The sequence below is a fragment of the Streptomyces sp. XD-27 genome (genome assembly GCF_030553055.1).
GTDB lineage: Bacteria > Actinomycetota > Actinomycetes > Streptomycetales > Streptomycetaceae > Streptomyces.
In genome coordinates this window covers 6,597,919-6,612,118 of record NZ_CP130713.1, presented here as the reverse complement: position 1 = coordinate 6,612,118, position 14,200 = coordinate 6,597,919, and the positions used below count along the sequence as shown (strand labels likewise).

14 protein-coding genes are annotated in these 14,200 nt (G+C 73.6%); 2 read left to right on the top strand and 12 right to left on the bottom strand.

The genetic code is table 11. The features are described from left to right. The 4 genes from Q3Y56_RS28820 to infC all read right to left on the bottom strand — a co-directional run bounded on the left by Q3Y56_RS28820 (window position 1) and on the right by infC (window position 2,675). A complete protein-coding gene (locus Q3Y56_RS28820) occupies window positions 1-831 on the bottom strand; it encodes an RNA methyltransferase (RefSeq protein WP_304464711.1) in 831 nt (276 codons plus the stop codon). A 322-nt stretch (window positions 832-1,153) separates the two neighbouring features. Beyond that, on the bottom strand, window positions 1,154-1,546 hold the full coding sequence (gene rplT / locus Q3Y56_RS28815; protein ID WP_304464710.1) for a 50S ribosomal protein L20: 393 nt from the start codon (window positions 1,544-1,546) through the stop codon (window positions 1,154-1,156). Between the two features lie 128 nt (window positions 1,547-1,674). Then, on the bottom strand, window positions 1,675-1,869 hold the full coding sequence (rpmI, locus tag Q3Y56_RS28810) for a 50S ribosomal protein L35 (protein ID WP_304464709.1): 195 nt from the start codon (window positions 1,867-1,869) through the stop codon (window positions 1,675-1,677). A gap of 131 nt (window positions 1,870-2,000) precedes the next feature. Beyond that, entirely contained in the window at window positions 2,001-2,675 is a 675-nt protein-coding gene (infC, locus tag Q3Y56_RS28805; protein WP_304464708.1) for a translation initiation factor IF-3, read from the bottom strand. Between the two features lie 356 nt (window positions 2,676-3,031). On the opposite strand from infC, the gene Q3Y56_RS28800 reads away from it, so the two are divergent. Continuing rightward, entirely contained in the window at window positions 3,032-3,400 is a 369-nt protein-coding gene (locus Q3Y56_RS28800) for a DUF1844 domain-containing protein (protein ID WP_304464707.1), read from the top strand. A 30-nt stretch (window positions 3,401-3,430) separates the two neighbouring features. Here the strand turns inward: Q3Y56_RS28800 and Q3Y56_RS28795 are convergent, their stop codons facing one another. The 4 genes from Q3Y56_RS28795 to Q3Y56_RS28780 form a co-directional block, all read right to left on the bottom strand. After that, window positions 3,431-4,237 carry an MIP family channel protein gene (locus tag Q3Y56_RS28795; protein WP_304464706.1) on the bottom strand — a complete coding sequence of 269 codons (807 nt, stop codon included), beginning with the start codon at window positions 4,235-4,237 and terminating at the stop codon, window positions 3,431-3,433. Between the two features lie 133 nt (window positions 4,238-4,370). Continuing rightward, window positions 4,371-5,105: an SseB family protein gene (locus Q3Y56_RS28790; RefSeq protein WP_304464705.1), complete on the bottom strand. Its 735-nt coding sequence runs from the start codon at window positions 5,103-5,105 to the stop codon at window positions 4,371-4,373. A gap of 71 nt (window positions 5,106-5,176) precedes the next feature. Further along, window positions 5,177-6,340: a type VII secretion-associated serine protease mycosin gene (gene mycP / locus Q3Y56_RS28785; protein WP_304465844.1), complete on the bottom strand. Its 1,164-nt coding sequence runs from the start codon at window positions 6,338-6,340 to the stop codon at window positions 5,177-5,179. 304 nt (window positions 6,341-6,644) lie between these two features. Further along, complete coding sequence (locus tag Q3Y56_RS28780) at window positions 6,645-7,379, bottom strand: hypothetical protein (RefSeq protein ID WP_304464704.1); 735 nt, start codon at window positions 7,377-7,379, stop codon at window positions 6,645-6,647. Window positions 7,380-8,097: 718 nt separating this feature from the next. Here Q3Y56_RS28780 and Q3Y56_RS28775 point away from each other — a divergent pair. Beyond that, window positions 8,098-9,294 (top strand): alanine racemase, encoded by a 1,197-nt coding sequence (locus Q3Y56_RS28775; RefSeq protein WP_304464703.1) that lies wholly within the window; start codon window positions 8,098-8,100, stop codon window positions 9,292-9,294. A gap of 100 nt (window positions 9,295-9,394) precedes the next feature. Here Q3Y56_RS28775 and Q3Y56_RS28770 read toward each other — a convergent pair whose 3' ends face one another. From Q3Y56_RS28770 to Q3Y56_RS28755, 4 genes are all read right to left on the bottom strand, one after another. Further along, window positions 9,395-10,465, bottom strand: a complete 1,071-nt coding sequence (locus tag Q3Y56_RS28770; RefSeq protein WP_304465843.1) for a DUF2510 domain-containing protein — start codon at window positions 10,463-10,465, stop codon at window positions 9,395-9,397. Between the two features lie 80 nt (window positions 10,466-10,545). Next, window positions 10,546-11,364, bottom strand: a complete 819-nt coding sequence (locus Q3Y56_RS28765; RefSeq protein WP_304464702.1) for a 3-oxoacyl-ACP reductase — start codon at window positions 11,362-11,364, stop codon at window positions 10,546-10,548. Window positions 11,365-11,369: 5 nt separating this feature from the next. Beyond that, window positions 11,370-12,731: an aldehyde dehydrogenase gene (locus Q3Y56_RS28760; RefSeq protein ID WP_304464701.1), complete on the bottom strand. Its 1,362-nt coding sequence runs from the start codon at window positions 12,729-12,731 to the stop codon at window positions 11,370-11,372. Between the two features lie 40 nt (window positions 12,732-12,771). Then, the gene (locus Q3Y56_RS28755; protein WP_304464700.1) at window positions 12,772-14,139 is read right to left on the bottom strand and encodes a glutamine synthetase family protein; all 1,368 of its coding nucleotides are present in this window, start codon (window positions 14,137-14,139) and stop codon (window positions 12,772-12,774) included. Window positions 14,140-14,200: the final 61 nt, after the last annotated feature.

The window sequence follows — 14,200 nt, the reverse complement described above, 5'->3', positions numbered from 1 at the left end:
CTAGGTGGAGGTCACGCTGCGGCACCCTCCGGCAGCGCGCTGCGCACGAGCGGAGGCGTACAGGCACACGGCGGCGGCGGTCGCCAGGTTGAGGCTCTCGGCCTTGCCGTGGATCGGAACGCGCACGACCTCGTCGGCGAGTGCGCGGGTCTCCTCCGGCAGGCCCCATGCCTCGTTGCCGAAGATCCATGCGGTGGGGCCGCCCATCCGGCCCGCGTCGAGTTCGGCGTCCAGGTCCCGGTCGCCCGCGCCGTCCGCGGCCAGCAGTCGGGCGCCGGCCGCGCGCAGCCCCCGTACGGCTTCCTCGACCGGTACGCCGACGGCGACGGGGAGGTGGAACAGGGAGCCGACGGAGGCCCGCACCGACTTGGGGTTGTACAGGTCCACGGAGGCGTCGGTGAACACGACGGCGTCGGCGCCCGCCGCGTCCGCGCAGCGCAGGACCGTGCCGGCGTTGCCGGGGTCGCGGACGTGCGCCAGGACGGCGACCAGCCGGGGCCGGGCCGCGACGATCTCCTCGAAGGGCGAGTCCAGGAACCGGCAGAGGCCGAGGATGCCCTGCGGGGTGACGGTGTCGGACATCGCCGCGACGACCTCGTCGGTCGCGGTGAGCACCGGCACCCCGGCGGCGCGCGCGGCGGCGACGATGCTGGCGTGGCGCTCGGCCGCCTCCGGCGTCACGTACACCTCGATCAGGTGCGCGACCGCCTCGCGTACGGCCTGGGGTCCCTCGGCCAGGAACCGGCGCTCCTTGCCGCGGAAGCTGCGCTTCGCCAGGCGGCGGGCCGCGACGACGCGCGGCGATCGCAGGGAGGTCAGCTCGGGGGCCATGTGGGTGCACTCGCTTCGGGGTAGAGGTTGGCGGGCGTTCGGCCCGCGCGGGCACGCGGGGAGGTGCGCGTCCTCGGTGCTGATGCGGCTGGGGCCCGCCGCGGCGGGTCGGCGGCGTCTTGTCCGCGGCAGCGGACAGCGCGGCGTGCGGCCGAGCCCTGGCGGCGCCGGAACCGGCCGCGCCCGGCCCTCGCGGGGCCCTTACCGGAGCAGGGCCGCAAGGCGCGGGGGCCAACCGGGTCGTCCCCGGCCGGGACGCGCGCGGACCCGCAGGCGATCCACTCGCCTGCGGGTCCGGCGGAACGTCCGGCTGACGCGGTCGTCAGGCCGCTTCCGCGGCCTTCGGGGCGTTGACGTCGCTCGGCAGCGCCTTCTGGGCCACCTCGACCAGCGCGGCGAACGCGTTGGCGTCGTTGACCGCGAGGTCGGCCAGGATCTTGCGGTCCACCTCGACGTTGGCGGCCTTCAGACCCTGGATGAAGCGGTTGTAGGTCATGCCGTTGGCGCGGGCAGCGGCGTTGATGCGCTGGATCCACAGCTGACGGAAGTCGCCCTTGCGCTTCTTGCGGTCGTTGTAGTTGTAGACCAGAGAGTGGGTGACCTGCTCCTTGGCCTTGCGGTACAGGCGGGAGCGCTGGCCCCGGTAGCCGCTGGCCTGCTCCAGGATCGCCCGGCGCTTCTTGTGGGCGTTGACTGCGCGCTTGACGCGTGCCACTTGATTAACTCCTTGTACGGGGCCGCAGGTTCACACGGCCCGGAAACGAATGGGTCCCGATCGGTGGGCTCCTCCTGCCCGAGGACGGGCGAGGAGGGGGCGCACCCCGCCGGAGCGGGGCGGGGGCGTCACTTGCCGAGAAGCTTCTTGATCTTCTTGGCGTCGGCCGGGGCCATCTCGGCGGTGCCGGTGAGGCGACGCGTCAGGGTCGACGGCTTGTGCTCAAGCAGGTGGCGCTTGCCGGCGCGCTGCCGCAGCACCTTACCGGAGCCGGTGATCTTGAAGCGCTTGCTGGCACCGCTGTGCGTCTTGTTCTTCGGCATGCGCCGTACTCTCCATCGTCGGTGGCGCTTCCGGTGCAACCAGGCCGGTGAAACCGGCATGCGAAAGCGTCAGCTGTTTCGTTGGTCTCCCGGGGCCGTGGCCCCGGGCTGTCGGGGCACGGGCCCCGAAGTCACGCCTCGGCGGACTGCTCCGTGGCGTGGCCCGGAGACTGGTCCATGTGGGCGACGCCCTGGCGCTCCGCCTTGCGGGCGGCCTGCGCCTCGCGAGCTTCGGCCATCGCCTCGGTCTTCTTCTTGTGCGGACCGAGAACCATGATCATGTTCCGGCCGTCCTGCTTCGGGTTCGACTCCACGAAGCCGAGGTCCTGGACGTCCTCCGCGAGCCGCTGCAGCAGCCGGTAGCCGAGCTCCGGCCGGGACTGCTCACGTCCGCGGAACATGATCGTGATCTTGACCTTGTCGCCCTGCTTGAGGAACCGGACGACGTGACCCTTCTTGGTGTCATAGTCGTGCGGGTCGATCTTCGGCCGGAGCTTCATCTCCTTGATGACCGTGTGCGCCTGGTTCTTGCGCGCCTCACGGGCCTTCATGGCCGACTCGTACTTGAACTTTCCGTAGTCCATGAGCTTGCAGACCGGCGGACGGGCGTTCGCCGCCACCTCGACCAGGTCGAGGTCGTACTCCTGCGCAAGCTCCAGGGCCTTGGCAAGCGGCACAATGCCGACCTGCTCGCCGCTGGGACCGACGAGTCGCACCTCGGGGACGCGAATCCGGTCGTTGATGCGGGGCTCGGCGCTGATGGATCCTCCTCGGTTGCACCACGCGACCGTCTGAGGGACGGCCACGTAACGTCTCTTCTGTACGACCACCGCGCCGTGGCATGCGAAACGCCCCGGACGGAATGCAGGCGGGGCTCCAACGGACCGGAGCACCGCCGCGATCATCGCGGGGCGCAGCCTGACCTGTGACCCGCCGACCTGAGGTCGGCTGGGTGGGAGACTGGAGCCTCCACTTGCGGGCTGGGCATAGCTGTCCAGCCGGTCGTGGCTTAACTCTACACGACGCCGAACGGAGGCGCCTCTCGGCCGCCGGACCTGGGGATCTAGGCTGGGAGGCCGGTACCCGGCGGAAGCCGGCCCCACCCGAAGCCGACACCCGGCCGACACCCGGCCGACATCCCTCTCCCCTCGGAAAGTGAGCCATGAGCGACGCCACCCCCGCCCCGGACGACACCCCCGGCTTTGACGACATCACCCGCGACATCGCGGACGTGCCCGCGGTCGAGGTGATCACCACGGTCGCGGTGCACCTCATGAGCGCCGCCGCGGTGAACCTGGGGCTGGCCGAGGAGGGCGCGGAGCACAAGGACCTGGACGAGGCCCGGAAGCTGATCAACGCGCTGGCGGGTCTGGTGACGGCGAGCGCCACCGAGATCAGCTCCTTCCACGCGGCGCCGCTGCGGGACGGCCTGAAGTCCCTGCAGCTGGCGTTCCGCGAGGCGTCGGTGGTGCCGGACGAGCCGGGGCAGGGGCCGGGCGAGAAGTACACGGGCCCGATCTTCGGCGGCTGACGCGCCGCGGGCGGGCGGGGCGCCTCCGCGTCACTCGGCGCCCTTGTCCCGCCCTGGGCTGGTGTCCGGGCCCGCGGCCGTGTCCGGTCCCGTGGGCGCGGCCGGGCCTGTGGTCCCCGGGGCGATCCGCTCCGCCGCCAGGTCGGCATGGGTGAACCGATGGACCACAGCCGCGAGCGCGCCGCCGACCAGCGGCGCGATCAGGAAGAGCCAGTACTGCTCCATCGCGTCACCGCCGGCGAACATCCCCGGGCCCAGGCTGCGGGCCGGGTTCACCGACGCCCCGGTCAGCGGGACGCCGACCAGGGTCACCACGGCCAGGGTCAGGCCGATCGGCAGCGGCTCCAGGCCGCCCACCGACACGGTGCGGGTCACCGACAGATAGACGTAGACGAGCAGCAGCGTGAGCATCACCTCGGCCAGGAACGCGCCGCCCGCCTCCATGCCCACGGCGGAGCGGTCCCCGTAGCCGTTGCTGCCGAACGCACCGCTGATCTCCAGGTCCGGCACCTGTTTCGCCAGGAGCAGGAGCAGGGCCGCGCCCGCGATGGCGCCGAGGAGCTGCGCGAGCCAGTACTCGATGGCGGTACGCAGCTCGATGCGGCGCGCCAGCAGTACGCCGAGGGTGACCGCCGGGTTGAGATGGCTGCCGGACACCCGGCCCAGCGCGTAGGTCAGCGCGAGCAGCGTGAAGCCGAAGGCGAGCGCGATGCCGGTGGTGCCGATGTACCGCGCGCCGACGACCGCCGACCCGACGGCGAAGAACACCAGCAGCAGGGTTCCGACGAACTCCGCTACGACCGTTCTGGTCTCGATGACGTCCGTCCTGGTCTCCATGACGCCCTCCTCGGCACGCTCTCCGAAGCCGGATCGCGATCTTTGCTTGCATTCTGGGGCAAGCGGGGAGGTTTCGCCTCTCGAAGATCAGCGTCCGGGCGGCATCTTGGCAGCGGCCCGCGGGCGGCACCGGTCAGCGGCTGAACAGCGGCTTTCCGGGTACGGAGGCCTCCGGCGGCAGCAGGGCCAGGGTCAGCCCGCGCACCAGCCGGGCGCGCAGCGACTCGTGCGCGGCCAGCGCCCCGGCCACGCGCTGCGCGGCCTCGCGCGCGTCGGCGTCCGGTGCGAGGGCGAGGGCCAGGGTCGCGTCGGCGTCCGCGGCGGCCACCAGGTGCGCGCGCAGCACGCCGGGCTCGGCGGCCAGCACGCTGCGGATCGCGTCGGCGACGGCCGGGTCGGTGAGCGGGTCGGCGCTGGTCCGGCCCTCCGCGAGGGCGAGCAGGGCGGGGCCGGTCAGTTGGTAGGTCACCGGTCCCGCGAGGTCGATGACCAGGGTGTCCGCCTTCTCGTGGGCGAGGGCCTCGAGCGCCTGGCGCAGCGGCACCGCCACCGGGCGGGCGTCGGGGCGCCAGCGGGCCAGTGCCTCGGTGGAGGTGAACGCGGGCAGCGCCCGGCGGCCACCGGGCGCCTGGAGCGTCGCCACGGCCATGTCGCTGGTCTTCTCGCGACGCAGGCCGTCGGGCCCTTCCTCGACCTCGCCGAGTACGGCCACCAGCGGCACGAGCAGCCGGGCCCCGGCCAGCGCCCCGATCACCTCGGGCTCGGCCGACGGATCGGCGGCCCACGCGGCGAGCGCCGCGGTCAGGCGGGGGTCGGCGGAGCCGTCGTCGCCGGAGAAGCCAGGGTCGGGGATGTTCTTGAGCGCCACGCGACGAGGGTAGCCGGAGGCCGCGCGGGGCCGGGCGGCGGGCTGGTGGCGAGGTGGTGTGCCCTCGGCGCTCAGCGGGTCCGGGTTCTCGCCCGGACCGCGCCGGCGCCGAACCCGCGCAGGGGGCCCGTACCCCGCCACACGACGACGGCGGTGGCCAGGAGCGCGGCGCCCGCGAGGCCCGCGGTCAGAGCCAGCCGGTGCGAGTCGCCTCCCCCGGCCGCGCTTCGGGTGCGGGCCGGGCCCTCGCCGAAGTAGCGGCGCGGGTACGCGGCGGGCGCGGGCCGTTGCGGCCGGGGCCGCAGCGCGTCGCCCGCCTCGATCGCGGCGGCCGGGTCGACCAGGCCCGCGCCCAGTTCGTCGCTGTGGCCGCCGGTTTCGGGCCCCGACCGCGCGGTCTCCGCCAGCAGCCGCTTGACCTGGGCCGGGCTCAGGTCGGGGTGCGCGGAGCGGACGAGCGCGGCGGCACCGGAGACGAACGCGGCGGCCGCGCTGGTCCCCCACCCCTGGTAGTAGCGGCGGTCGGGGTCGGCGATGACGACGTCGACGCCGGGCGCGCAGACCGTGGCGTACCAGCGGCGCGTGGAGAACGCCGCTCGCGTGCCGTACCGGTCGACGGCGGTGACGGCGATGACGCCGGGGTACGCGGCCGGGTACGAGACGCGGTCGCCCTTCTCCCCGCCGTTGCCCGCCGAGGCCACGACCACCACGCCCTTGGCCAGCGCGTACTGCACGGCGGCGTCCTCCGCGCGCTCCGGATGAGCGGACGCGCTGTCGTCGCCGAGCGACAGGTTGATGACGTCGGCGCCGTGGTCGGCGGCCCATCGGATCCCGTCGGCGAGTGCGCTGCCGCGGGCGCCGCGGGCCTTCTTCCGGGCGGGGTCGGAGTCCTCCAGGATCACCCGGACCGGGAGGATCCTCGCCTCGGGCGCGACGCCGACGACGCCGTCGCCGCCCGCCGCGCCGTGCCCGCGACCGGCGATGATGCCGGCCATGGCGGTGCCGTGGCGGGCCCAGGCCCGGTCGCCGCGCTCGGCTCCGAAGCCGATGAGGTCCTTGCCGGGGAGCACCTGGCCCTTGAGGTCGGGGTGCTCGCCGTCGACGCCGGTGTCGAGAACGGCGACGGTCACGCCGTCGCCCTTGGTCGTCCGCCAGGCGTCGCGGGCGTGGATGGCGTCCAGCGCCCATTCCTGCTCGCGTATGCCGTCGGCTTGTACGGGCGCCGAGGGCAGCAGCGCGACTGCAGCGGCGGCGAACGCGGCAGCGAACGCGCGGGGGCGCCACGCACCAGGCGGAGGCGGTACGGGCGGCCACGGCGTGCACCGGGCGGACCGGGCTCCGCTGCGGCGGGCAGGGCGCTACCCGGAACCCCGGAGCCGGGCGGACCGAATGCCGCTGCGGCGCCTGGGGCAACGGTCCCGGCGGGAGAGCCGGGCGCCGCAGGGGCGCCGCCGGGCCGCCGCGGCGCGCCGTGCGGGGTGGCTTCCGTGCGCCCGGCGCCCTGCTCCTCGCCCTGCTCCTCGTCCTGCCGTCGGACCGTCACAGGGAGCCCTCCGTCTCCGACACCGCCGCGCGGAACGCGCGTTCGACGCCCTTCGCCACACCCACCGCGTCATGGCCGAGGCCGGACAGTGCCGGTGTGCTGGACGCGCCCTTCGCCGTCGCCTCCTTCGCCGACCGCGGATCGGTGACCGTACGTCCGTCGGCGAAGCCCGTGACCGTGTAGACGATGGCCGGGGCGTCGGTCAGGACCCCGATCCGCCAGGTGGCACGCTGCTTGTCGCCGAACTCGGCCGCCGCGGTGCCCTTCGCCGCGTACGGCCGGGGCATCAGGTCGGCGCGCCGGTCGAGCGCCTCGCCGGTGAAGCGTTTGTGCAGCGCTCGCATGCCGTCCGGGTCCGCCCTGGTCACCAGGACTCCGACCGTCGTCACGCTGGTGCTGGTGGAGTCGGTGTACGTGGCGCGCAGCAACCGTTGGCAGCCCACGGGGGACAGCGCCTTGTCCAGCAGCGGGTCGAACGCGCCGCCGCAACTGCTGTCCGGGGCGACCGCGATCCGGGTCCAGGTGCGGTCGGCGCCACCGGGGCCGGCCTCCTTGCCCTTCAGGGTGGGCGGGAAGAGCCCGTCGACCGGAACGCTGTGCCAGACGGCGCGCGCCTGGGCGAAGCGGGCCTCCACCGTCGGCCGGTCGTCGGAGCCGTCGGTGAGCCAGCTGCCGGCGGCGGCTCCGACGAGCAGGCCGAGTCCGAGCACGAGGCACGTTGCGGCGGTCACGGCGCGGGTGCGCGTACGGGGGCGGTGTGACGCGCCGTCGTGGTCCGCCGTGCCGGGCGGATACGGCGGAGGTCCGGCCGGGCCGCCCGCGGCGTCCGTCCCGCCCGTGCGGTACCACGGCTCCGCGCCGGACGCGGGTGCCGGACCCCCGTCCTGAGGCGCCTCGGCGGCCGCGGCGAAAGCGGTGTCACCGGATGCTGGAGGAGCCGCCGAAGGGCGGTCCGTCGGCGTCGGCGTAGACGTAGGCGTAGGCGTAGGCGTTCGGCTCGGTGGTACGGGCCGTACGCGCGGCGTGGCGACCTGCGCGGCCGGGCCCGACCGGGAGGTGGGCCGCACGACGCGACGCGGCAGGACTGGCGTGGGATCGTCGGCCACCGGCACGCCGCGACGGGGCGGCGCAGACGCCGCGGGCGCGGGCGGCGGAGGGGACGCGGGCGCGGGCGGCGGAGGGGACGCGGGACGGGGTGGTGGCGCCGGGTGGGGTGGGTGTGCGTACTCCGCGTCGGTGCTCACCTGCACCCCCTCGTCACCCCTCGGGACCTGGTTCACCTCGCGCCGCGGCCGCCCCATCGCTTTCGGGGCAGCCCGGCCCGTATGCGGACATCACGCCCCTGACCTGCCGGTCATGGCGTGCGCGACACTTTACGGGGCGGCGCCGACCGTGCGCACCGGCCGGCCCTCTACCGTCTGGTAACCGCATTCTGGCAAGCTGCCGTTCATGTCCGTCGCAGCCTCTGACCGGGCCCGCTACGACCGGGCCACCGCGCACCTCGACGCCCCTGTCGCGATCGTCGATCTGCGGGCGTTCGACGCCAACGCGCGCGACCTCGTACGGCGCGCCCAGGGCAAGCCCGTCAGAGTGGCGAGCAAGTCGGTCCGGTGCCGGGCGCTGCTGGAGCGCGTGCTGGCGCTCGACGGGTTCACGGGCGTGATGAGCTACACGCTCGCCGAGTCGCTGTGGCTGGCGCGTGAGGGCTTCGAGGACGTGCTGCTGGCGTATCCGTCCGCCGACCGGGACCGGTTCGCCGAGCTGACCGGGGACCCGAAGCTGGCGTCCGCCGTGACGGTGATGGTGGACGACCCGGCACAGCTCGATCTGATCGACGCGGTGCGCGGCGGCACCGAGGAGGTGCGGGTCTGCCTGGAGCTGGACACCTCGCTGCGGTTGCTGGGCGGGCGGGTGCGGATCGGCGCGCTGCGGTCCCCCCTGCGCGAGCCGGAGCGGCTCGCCGAGCTGGCCCGGCAGATCGCCCGGCGGCCGGGCTTCCGGCTGGTGGGGCTGATGGCGTACGAGGGCCATGTGGCCGGTGTGGGTGACGCGGTGGCGGGGCATCCCGTGCGGTCGCGGGCGATACGGCTGATGCAGGCCGCGGCGCGCCGGGAGCTGGCGGCACGGCGGGCGGCGGCGGTGCGGGCGGTCCGGGCGGTGGCGGATCTGGAGTTCGTGAACGGCGGCGGCACGGGCAGTGTGCAGCACACCGCCGCGGAGGAGGCGGTCACCGAGATCGCGGCGGGTTCGGGGCTGTACCAGCCGCGGCTGTTCGACGACTACACCGCGTTCCACGGGCGCCCGGCGGCGCTGTTCGCGCTGCCCGTCGTGCGCAGGCCGGGCGTCGGCGTGGTGACGGTGCTGGGCGGCGGCTATCCGGCGTCGGGGGCGGCGGGCCGGGACCGGCTGCCGGTGCCGTGTCTGCCCGAGGGGCTGCGATACGACCCGAGGGAGGGGGCCGGCGAGGTGCAGACACCGCTGCTGGGCTCGCCGGCCGACGACCTGCTGATCGGGGACAAGGTGTGGTTCCGGCACGCCAAGGCCGGTGAGCTGTGCGAGCGTTTCGACCGGTTGTGTCTGGTCGACGGCGACCGGGTGGTGCGGACGGTGCCGACGTACCGGGGCGAGGGCCGCACGTTTCTCTGACCCGCATCCGCCCGCTGACCGGGGTTCGCATCCGCCCCTGACCGGGGTCCGCCCCCGACCCCGGTCCTCACCCCGGCCCGGTCCTCGCCCCGCCCCCCCGTTACACCGACTCGTTGTTGCCCGGGGAGCCCAGCGGCTTGATCCCCTTGACGATCTTGTCCATGTCGTCGAGCGTCGGGGCCTGGTCGTTCACGTCGAAGCCGAACTGGACGACGATCATCGACTGCGACCCGCCGGACCCTCCGCCGGGCCGGGGGAAGACGACTGACTGGACGTATCCGTCGCCGCCCATCTTGTTCTTGACCCGCCAGAGAACGCGGTAGCCCTGCTCGCCCGCCACGGTCACCGGCTCCGACTTCAGCTCCGTGTGCGAGGTGATGCCGCCGTAGGACTTGACGCTGTAGCTCTCCTTGGCGTTCCCGGCAATGTCCTCCTTGGCGATGCCCTCCGCCGTCGTCGCCCGGTATCCGCCGCCGGCGGCATTCTCTGTGACCACGCCGCCGCGCAGGCACGTGCCGTTGGGGTTGTTCGGGCAGGGGTAGGACTGTTTGCCGAGGAACACGCCGGCGGGGTGGTTCTGCTTCTCCCAGCCGGCGAACACGGGCAGCGAGATGCCGTTGATGGCGTCCGCGGCGGTGGAGCCCGGCTGCTCGGCCGGTCCGTCGCCGCCCTGCCCGCCGTTCTGGCCGCCTGTCCTGGGCGCGGAGGTGCTCTGCCCCGGCTTGGCCCGCTTCTTCCGCTTGCCGTCGCCATCGTCCTGGAGCAGAAGCACACCGCCGACGATCGCGGCGACGAGGACGACCGCCGCGACCGCCGCCGCGGCGGCCTTCGAGCCGCGGCCGCGCGGCGCGGCGCCGTCGGGCGTAGCCGGATATCCCGGGTAGCCGGGGGCTCCGGGAGAGCCCGGGTAGCCCGGGGGGCCGGAGAACCCCGGCTGCGGCGTCCCGGGCGCCGGGGCGGCCGGGGCTGCCGGGCCCGGCATGCCGACCATCGTCGGCGCGGCGTGCAGGGAGGGGTCCCCGGGGGCGGGCTGCCCCTGGGGAGCGGACTGGGGAGCGGGCTGGGCGGTGCGGCGCTGCTCGGTCCAGGCGGCTCCGTCCCACCAGCGTTCCGGGGCGGGGCCAGGGCCGCTGTGGGCCGGGTCGGGGTACCAACCGGGTGGTGTCGTCATGCTCACGCCGACACCCTAGGCCCGTGACCTCGGCCTTTACTACTCCCTGCGCCCCGCACCCGCCCCGTTCCGGGAGATGGTTACAGAGGCGTGACGTACGCGCCCGCGATCCCGCCGTCGACCAGGAACTCGGCGGCGTTGACGAACGAGGAGTCGTCGCTGGCGAGGAAGGCGACGGCGGAGGCGATCTCCTCGGGCTCGGCGAAGCGGCCGACGGGCACGTGCACCAGGCGGCGCGCGGCGCGCTCCGGGTCCTTGGCGAACAGTTCCTTGAGGAGCGGGGTGTTGACCGGGCCGGGGCACAGGGCGTTGACCCGGATGCCCTCGCGGGCGAACTGCACGCCCAGTTCGCGGGACATGGCCAGGACGCCGCCCTTGGAGGCGGTGTAGCTGATCTGGGAGGTGGCGGCGCCCATCACGGCCACGAAGGAGGCGGTGTTGATGATGGAGCCCTTGCCCTGCCGCTGCATGTAGGGGATGGCGGCTTTGCAGCACAGGTAGACGGAGGTGAGGTTGACCTCCTGGACGCGCTTCCAGGCGTCCAGCCCGGTGGTGAGGATGGAGTCGTCGTCGGGCGGCGAGATGCCCGCGTTGTTGAAGGCGATGTCGACCGAGCCGTAGGTGTCGTAGGCGGTCTGGAACAGCGCCTCCACCTGCTCGGCGTCGGTGACGTCCACTTGGACGAACAGTCCGCCCACCTCATCGGCGGCGGCCTTGCCCGCGACGGGGTCGATGTCGGCGCAGACGACGTTGGCGCCCTCGGAGGCGATCCGGCGGGCGGTGGCCAGGCCGATGCCGCTGCCCGCTCCGGTGATGACGGCGGTACGGCCCACCAGACGGCGGCAGACGGCGGTGTTGTCGGTCGCGGCGTCGTCGGTGGCGGTGTCGGTCGTGGTCATGGTGGTCAGGCCTCCGTGCTGAGGAAGACGTTCTTGGTCTCGGTGAAAGCGGTGAGGGCGTCCGGCCCCAGTTCCCGGCCGAGGCCGGACTGCTTGAAGCCGCCGAAGGGGGTCCAGTAGCGGACGCTGCTGTGGGAGTTGACGGACAGGTTGCCGGCGGCGACGGCGCGCGAGACGCGCAGGGCGCGGCCGACGTCGCGGGTCCAGATGGACCCCGACAGGCCGTAGTCGGTGGCGTTGGCGATCCGGATCGCGTCGGCCTCGTCCTCGAAGGGGATGACGACGGCGACCGGCCCGAAGACCTCCTCGACGGCGGTACGGTCCGACGGCCGGCCCTCCAGGACGGTGGCCGGGTACCAGAAGCCCTTGCCCGCGGGGGCCTCGCCGCGGATGGCGGCGGGGGCGGACTCGGGGACGTAGGACCGTACGCGCTCGCGCTGGGCGGCGGAGATCAGCGGGCCCATCCGCGTGCCCGGGTCGGCGGGGTCGCCGACGGTGAAGGACAGCACCGCGGGTTCCAGCAGCTCCATGAAGCGGTCGTACACGGACCGCTGGACGAGGATGCGGCTGCGGGCGCAGCAGTCCTGGCCGGTGTTGTCGAGGAAGGAGCCGGGGGCGGCGGTGGCGGCCTGTTCGATGTCGGCGTCGGCGAAGACGATGTTGGGGCTCTTGCCGCCGAGTTCGAGGGTCACGCGCTTCACGCCGTCCGCGCACTTGGCCATGATCTGTTTGCCGACGGTGGTGGAGCCGGTGAAGACGACCTTGGCGACGCCGGGGTGTTCCACGAGCGCGTTGCCCGCGACCGGGCCCTCGCCGGGCAGGACCTGGAAGAGCCCCTCGGGCAGCCCGGCCTCCAGCGCGAGTGCGGCCAGCCGCAGCGCGGTGAGCGGGGTGGTCTCGGCGGGCTTGAGGACGACGGCGTTGCCCGCGGCGAGGGCGGGTGCGGTGCCCCAGGCGGCGATGGGCATGGGGAAGTTCCACGGGGCGATGACGGCGACGACGCCGAGCGGTTCGTGGAAGGTGACGTTGAGGCCGCCGGGGACGGGGATCTGGGCGCCGGCCAGCCGCTCCACTCCCCCGGCGGCGTAGTCGAGCAGGTCGCGGACGTTGCCCGCCTCCCAGCGGGCGTTGCCGATCGGGTGGCCCGCCTCGCGGACCTCCAGTTCGGCGAGTTCGTCCAGGTGGGCGTCCACGGTGGCGGCGAAGCGGCGGAGGTGGCGGGCGCGGTCGCTGGGCGGCAGGGCCGCCCAGGCGGTTTTCGCGGTCGCTGCGCGGGCTACTGCAGCGTTCACCTCGGCCGGTGTGGTTGCCGGGACCGTGGCGATCAGCTCTTCCGTGGCCGGGTTGATGACGTTCAGTTCGTGCAAGGTGTCTCTCCAAGGTGCACGCCGGTGGGCACAACCAGCTCTACATGCGCTCGAAGGAGCGGAAGCGCTCCCAGTCCGTCACGGCGGTGTCGAACGCCTCCTGTTCGACGCGCGCCATGTTCAGGTAGTGCTCGACGACGTCGTCGCCGAAGGCGGCGCGCGCTATGGGGCTGGCGGCCCACAGGTCGGCGGCCTCGCGCAGGGTGGTGGGCACGTGCCGGGCGTCGCCGTTGTACGCGTTGCCGGTGCAGGCGTCGGGGAGTTCGAGCTCCTGCTCGATCCCGTACAGACCGGCGGCGATCATCCCCGCCACGGCGAGGTAGGGATTGACGTCGCCGCCGGGCAGCCGGTTCTCCAGTCGGTGGCCGTGGCCGTGGCCGATGACGCGCAGCGCGCAGGTGCGGTTGTCCGGGCCCCAGGCGACCGCGGTGGGCGCGAAGGAGCCGGGGCGGAACCGCTTGTAGGAGTTGATGTTGGGCGCGTAGAGGAGGGTGAAGTCCCGCATGGCGGCGAGCTGCCCGGCGAGGAAGTGCCGCATGAGCCTCGACATGCCGTACTCGCCGTCGTGGTCGGCGAGGACCGGGTGCCCGGCCTCGTCGCGCAGCGACAGGTGGATGTGGCAGGAGTTGCCCTCGCGCTGGTCGTACTTGGCCATGAAGGTGAGCGCCATGCCCTCCTGGGCGGCGATCTCCTTGGCGCCGGTCTTGTAGATGGCGTGCTGGTCGCAGGTGGTGAGGGCGTCGTCGTAGCGGAAGGCGATCTCGTGCTGGCCGAGGTTGCACTCGCCCTTGGCGGACTCCACGGTCATGCCGGCGGCGCCCATCTCGTTGCGGATGCGGCGCAGCAGCGGCTCGACGCGGCCGGTGCCGAGGACGGAGTAGTCGACGTTGTACTGGTTGGCCGGGGTCATCTCGCGGTAGCCGCGCGCCCAGGCCCTCTCGTAGGTGTCCTTGAAGACCATGAACTCCAGCTCGGTGCCCGCGTAGGCGGTCCAGCCGCGCTCGGCGAGCCGGTCGAGCTGGCGGCGCAGGATCTGCCGCGGGGAGGCGAGGACGGGCGAGCCGTCGTGCCAGGCGAGGTCGGCGGTGATCAGGGCGGTGCCGGGGTGCCACGGGGTGCGGCGCAGGGTGCCGGTGTCGCCGTGCATGGCGAAGTCGCCGTAGCCGCGTTCCCAGGAGGACATGGCGTAGCCGTCGACGGTGTTCATGTCGGCGTCCACGGCGAGGAGGTAGTTGCAGCCTTCGGTGCCGTGCTCCAGGGCGTCGTCGAGGAAGAAGCGGGCGGCGAACCGCTTGCCCTGCAGTCTTCCCTGCATGTCGGTGAAGGCAAGGACGACGGTGTCGATCTCCCCGGTGTCGACGAGCTTTCTCAGTTCGTCGACGGAGAGCGGGGGCGTGCGGTCTGCCACGGTGATGCCTCCTGTCGGTGGACCGGAGGTCATAAGGTAGGGGCACAGACCATTGATTGGG

Coding starts and splice junctions, on each gene's coding strand:
- Q3Y56_RS28820 (WP_304464711.1), bottom strand. CDS start 831: ATGGCCCCCGAGCTGACCTCCCTGCGATCGCCGCGCGTCGTCGCGGCC.
- rpmI (WP_304464709.1), bottom strand. CDS start 1,869: ATGCCGAAGAACAAGACGCACAGCGGTGCCAGCAAGCGCTTCAAGATC.
- Q3Y56_RS28800 (WP_304464707.1), top strand. CDS start 3,032: ATGAGCGACGCCACCCCCGCCCCGGACGACACCCCCGGCTTTGACGAC.
- Q3Y56_RS28795 (WP_304464706.1), bottom strand. CDS start 4,237: ATGGAGACCAGGACGGACGTCATCGAGACCAGAACGGTCGTAGCGGAG.
- Q3Y56_RS28775 (WP_304464703.1), top strand. CDS start 8,098: ATGTCCGTCGCAGCCTCTGACCGGGCCCGCTACGACCGGGCCACCGCG.
- Q3Y56_RS28770 (WP_304465843.1), bottom strand. CDS start 10,465: ATGACGACACCACCCGGTTGGTACCCCGACCCGGCCCACAGCGGCCCT.
- Q3Y56_RS28765 (WP_304464702.1), bottom strand. CDS start 11,364: ATGACCACGACCGACACCGCCACCGACGACGCCGCGACCGACAACACC.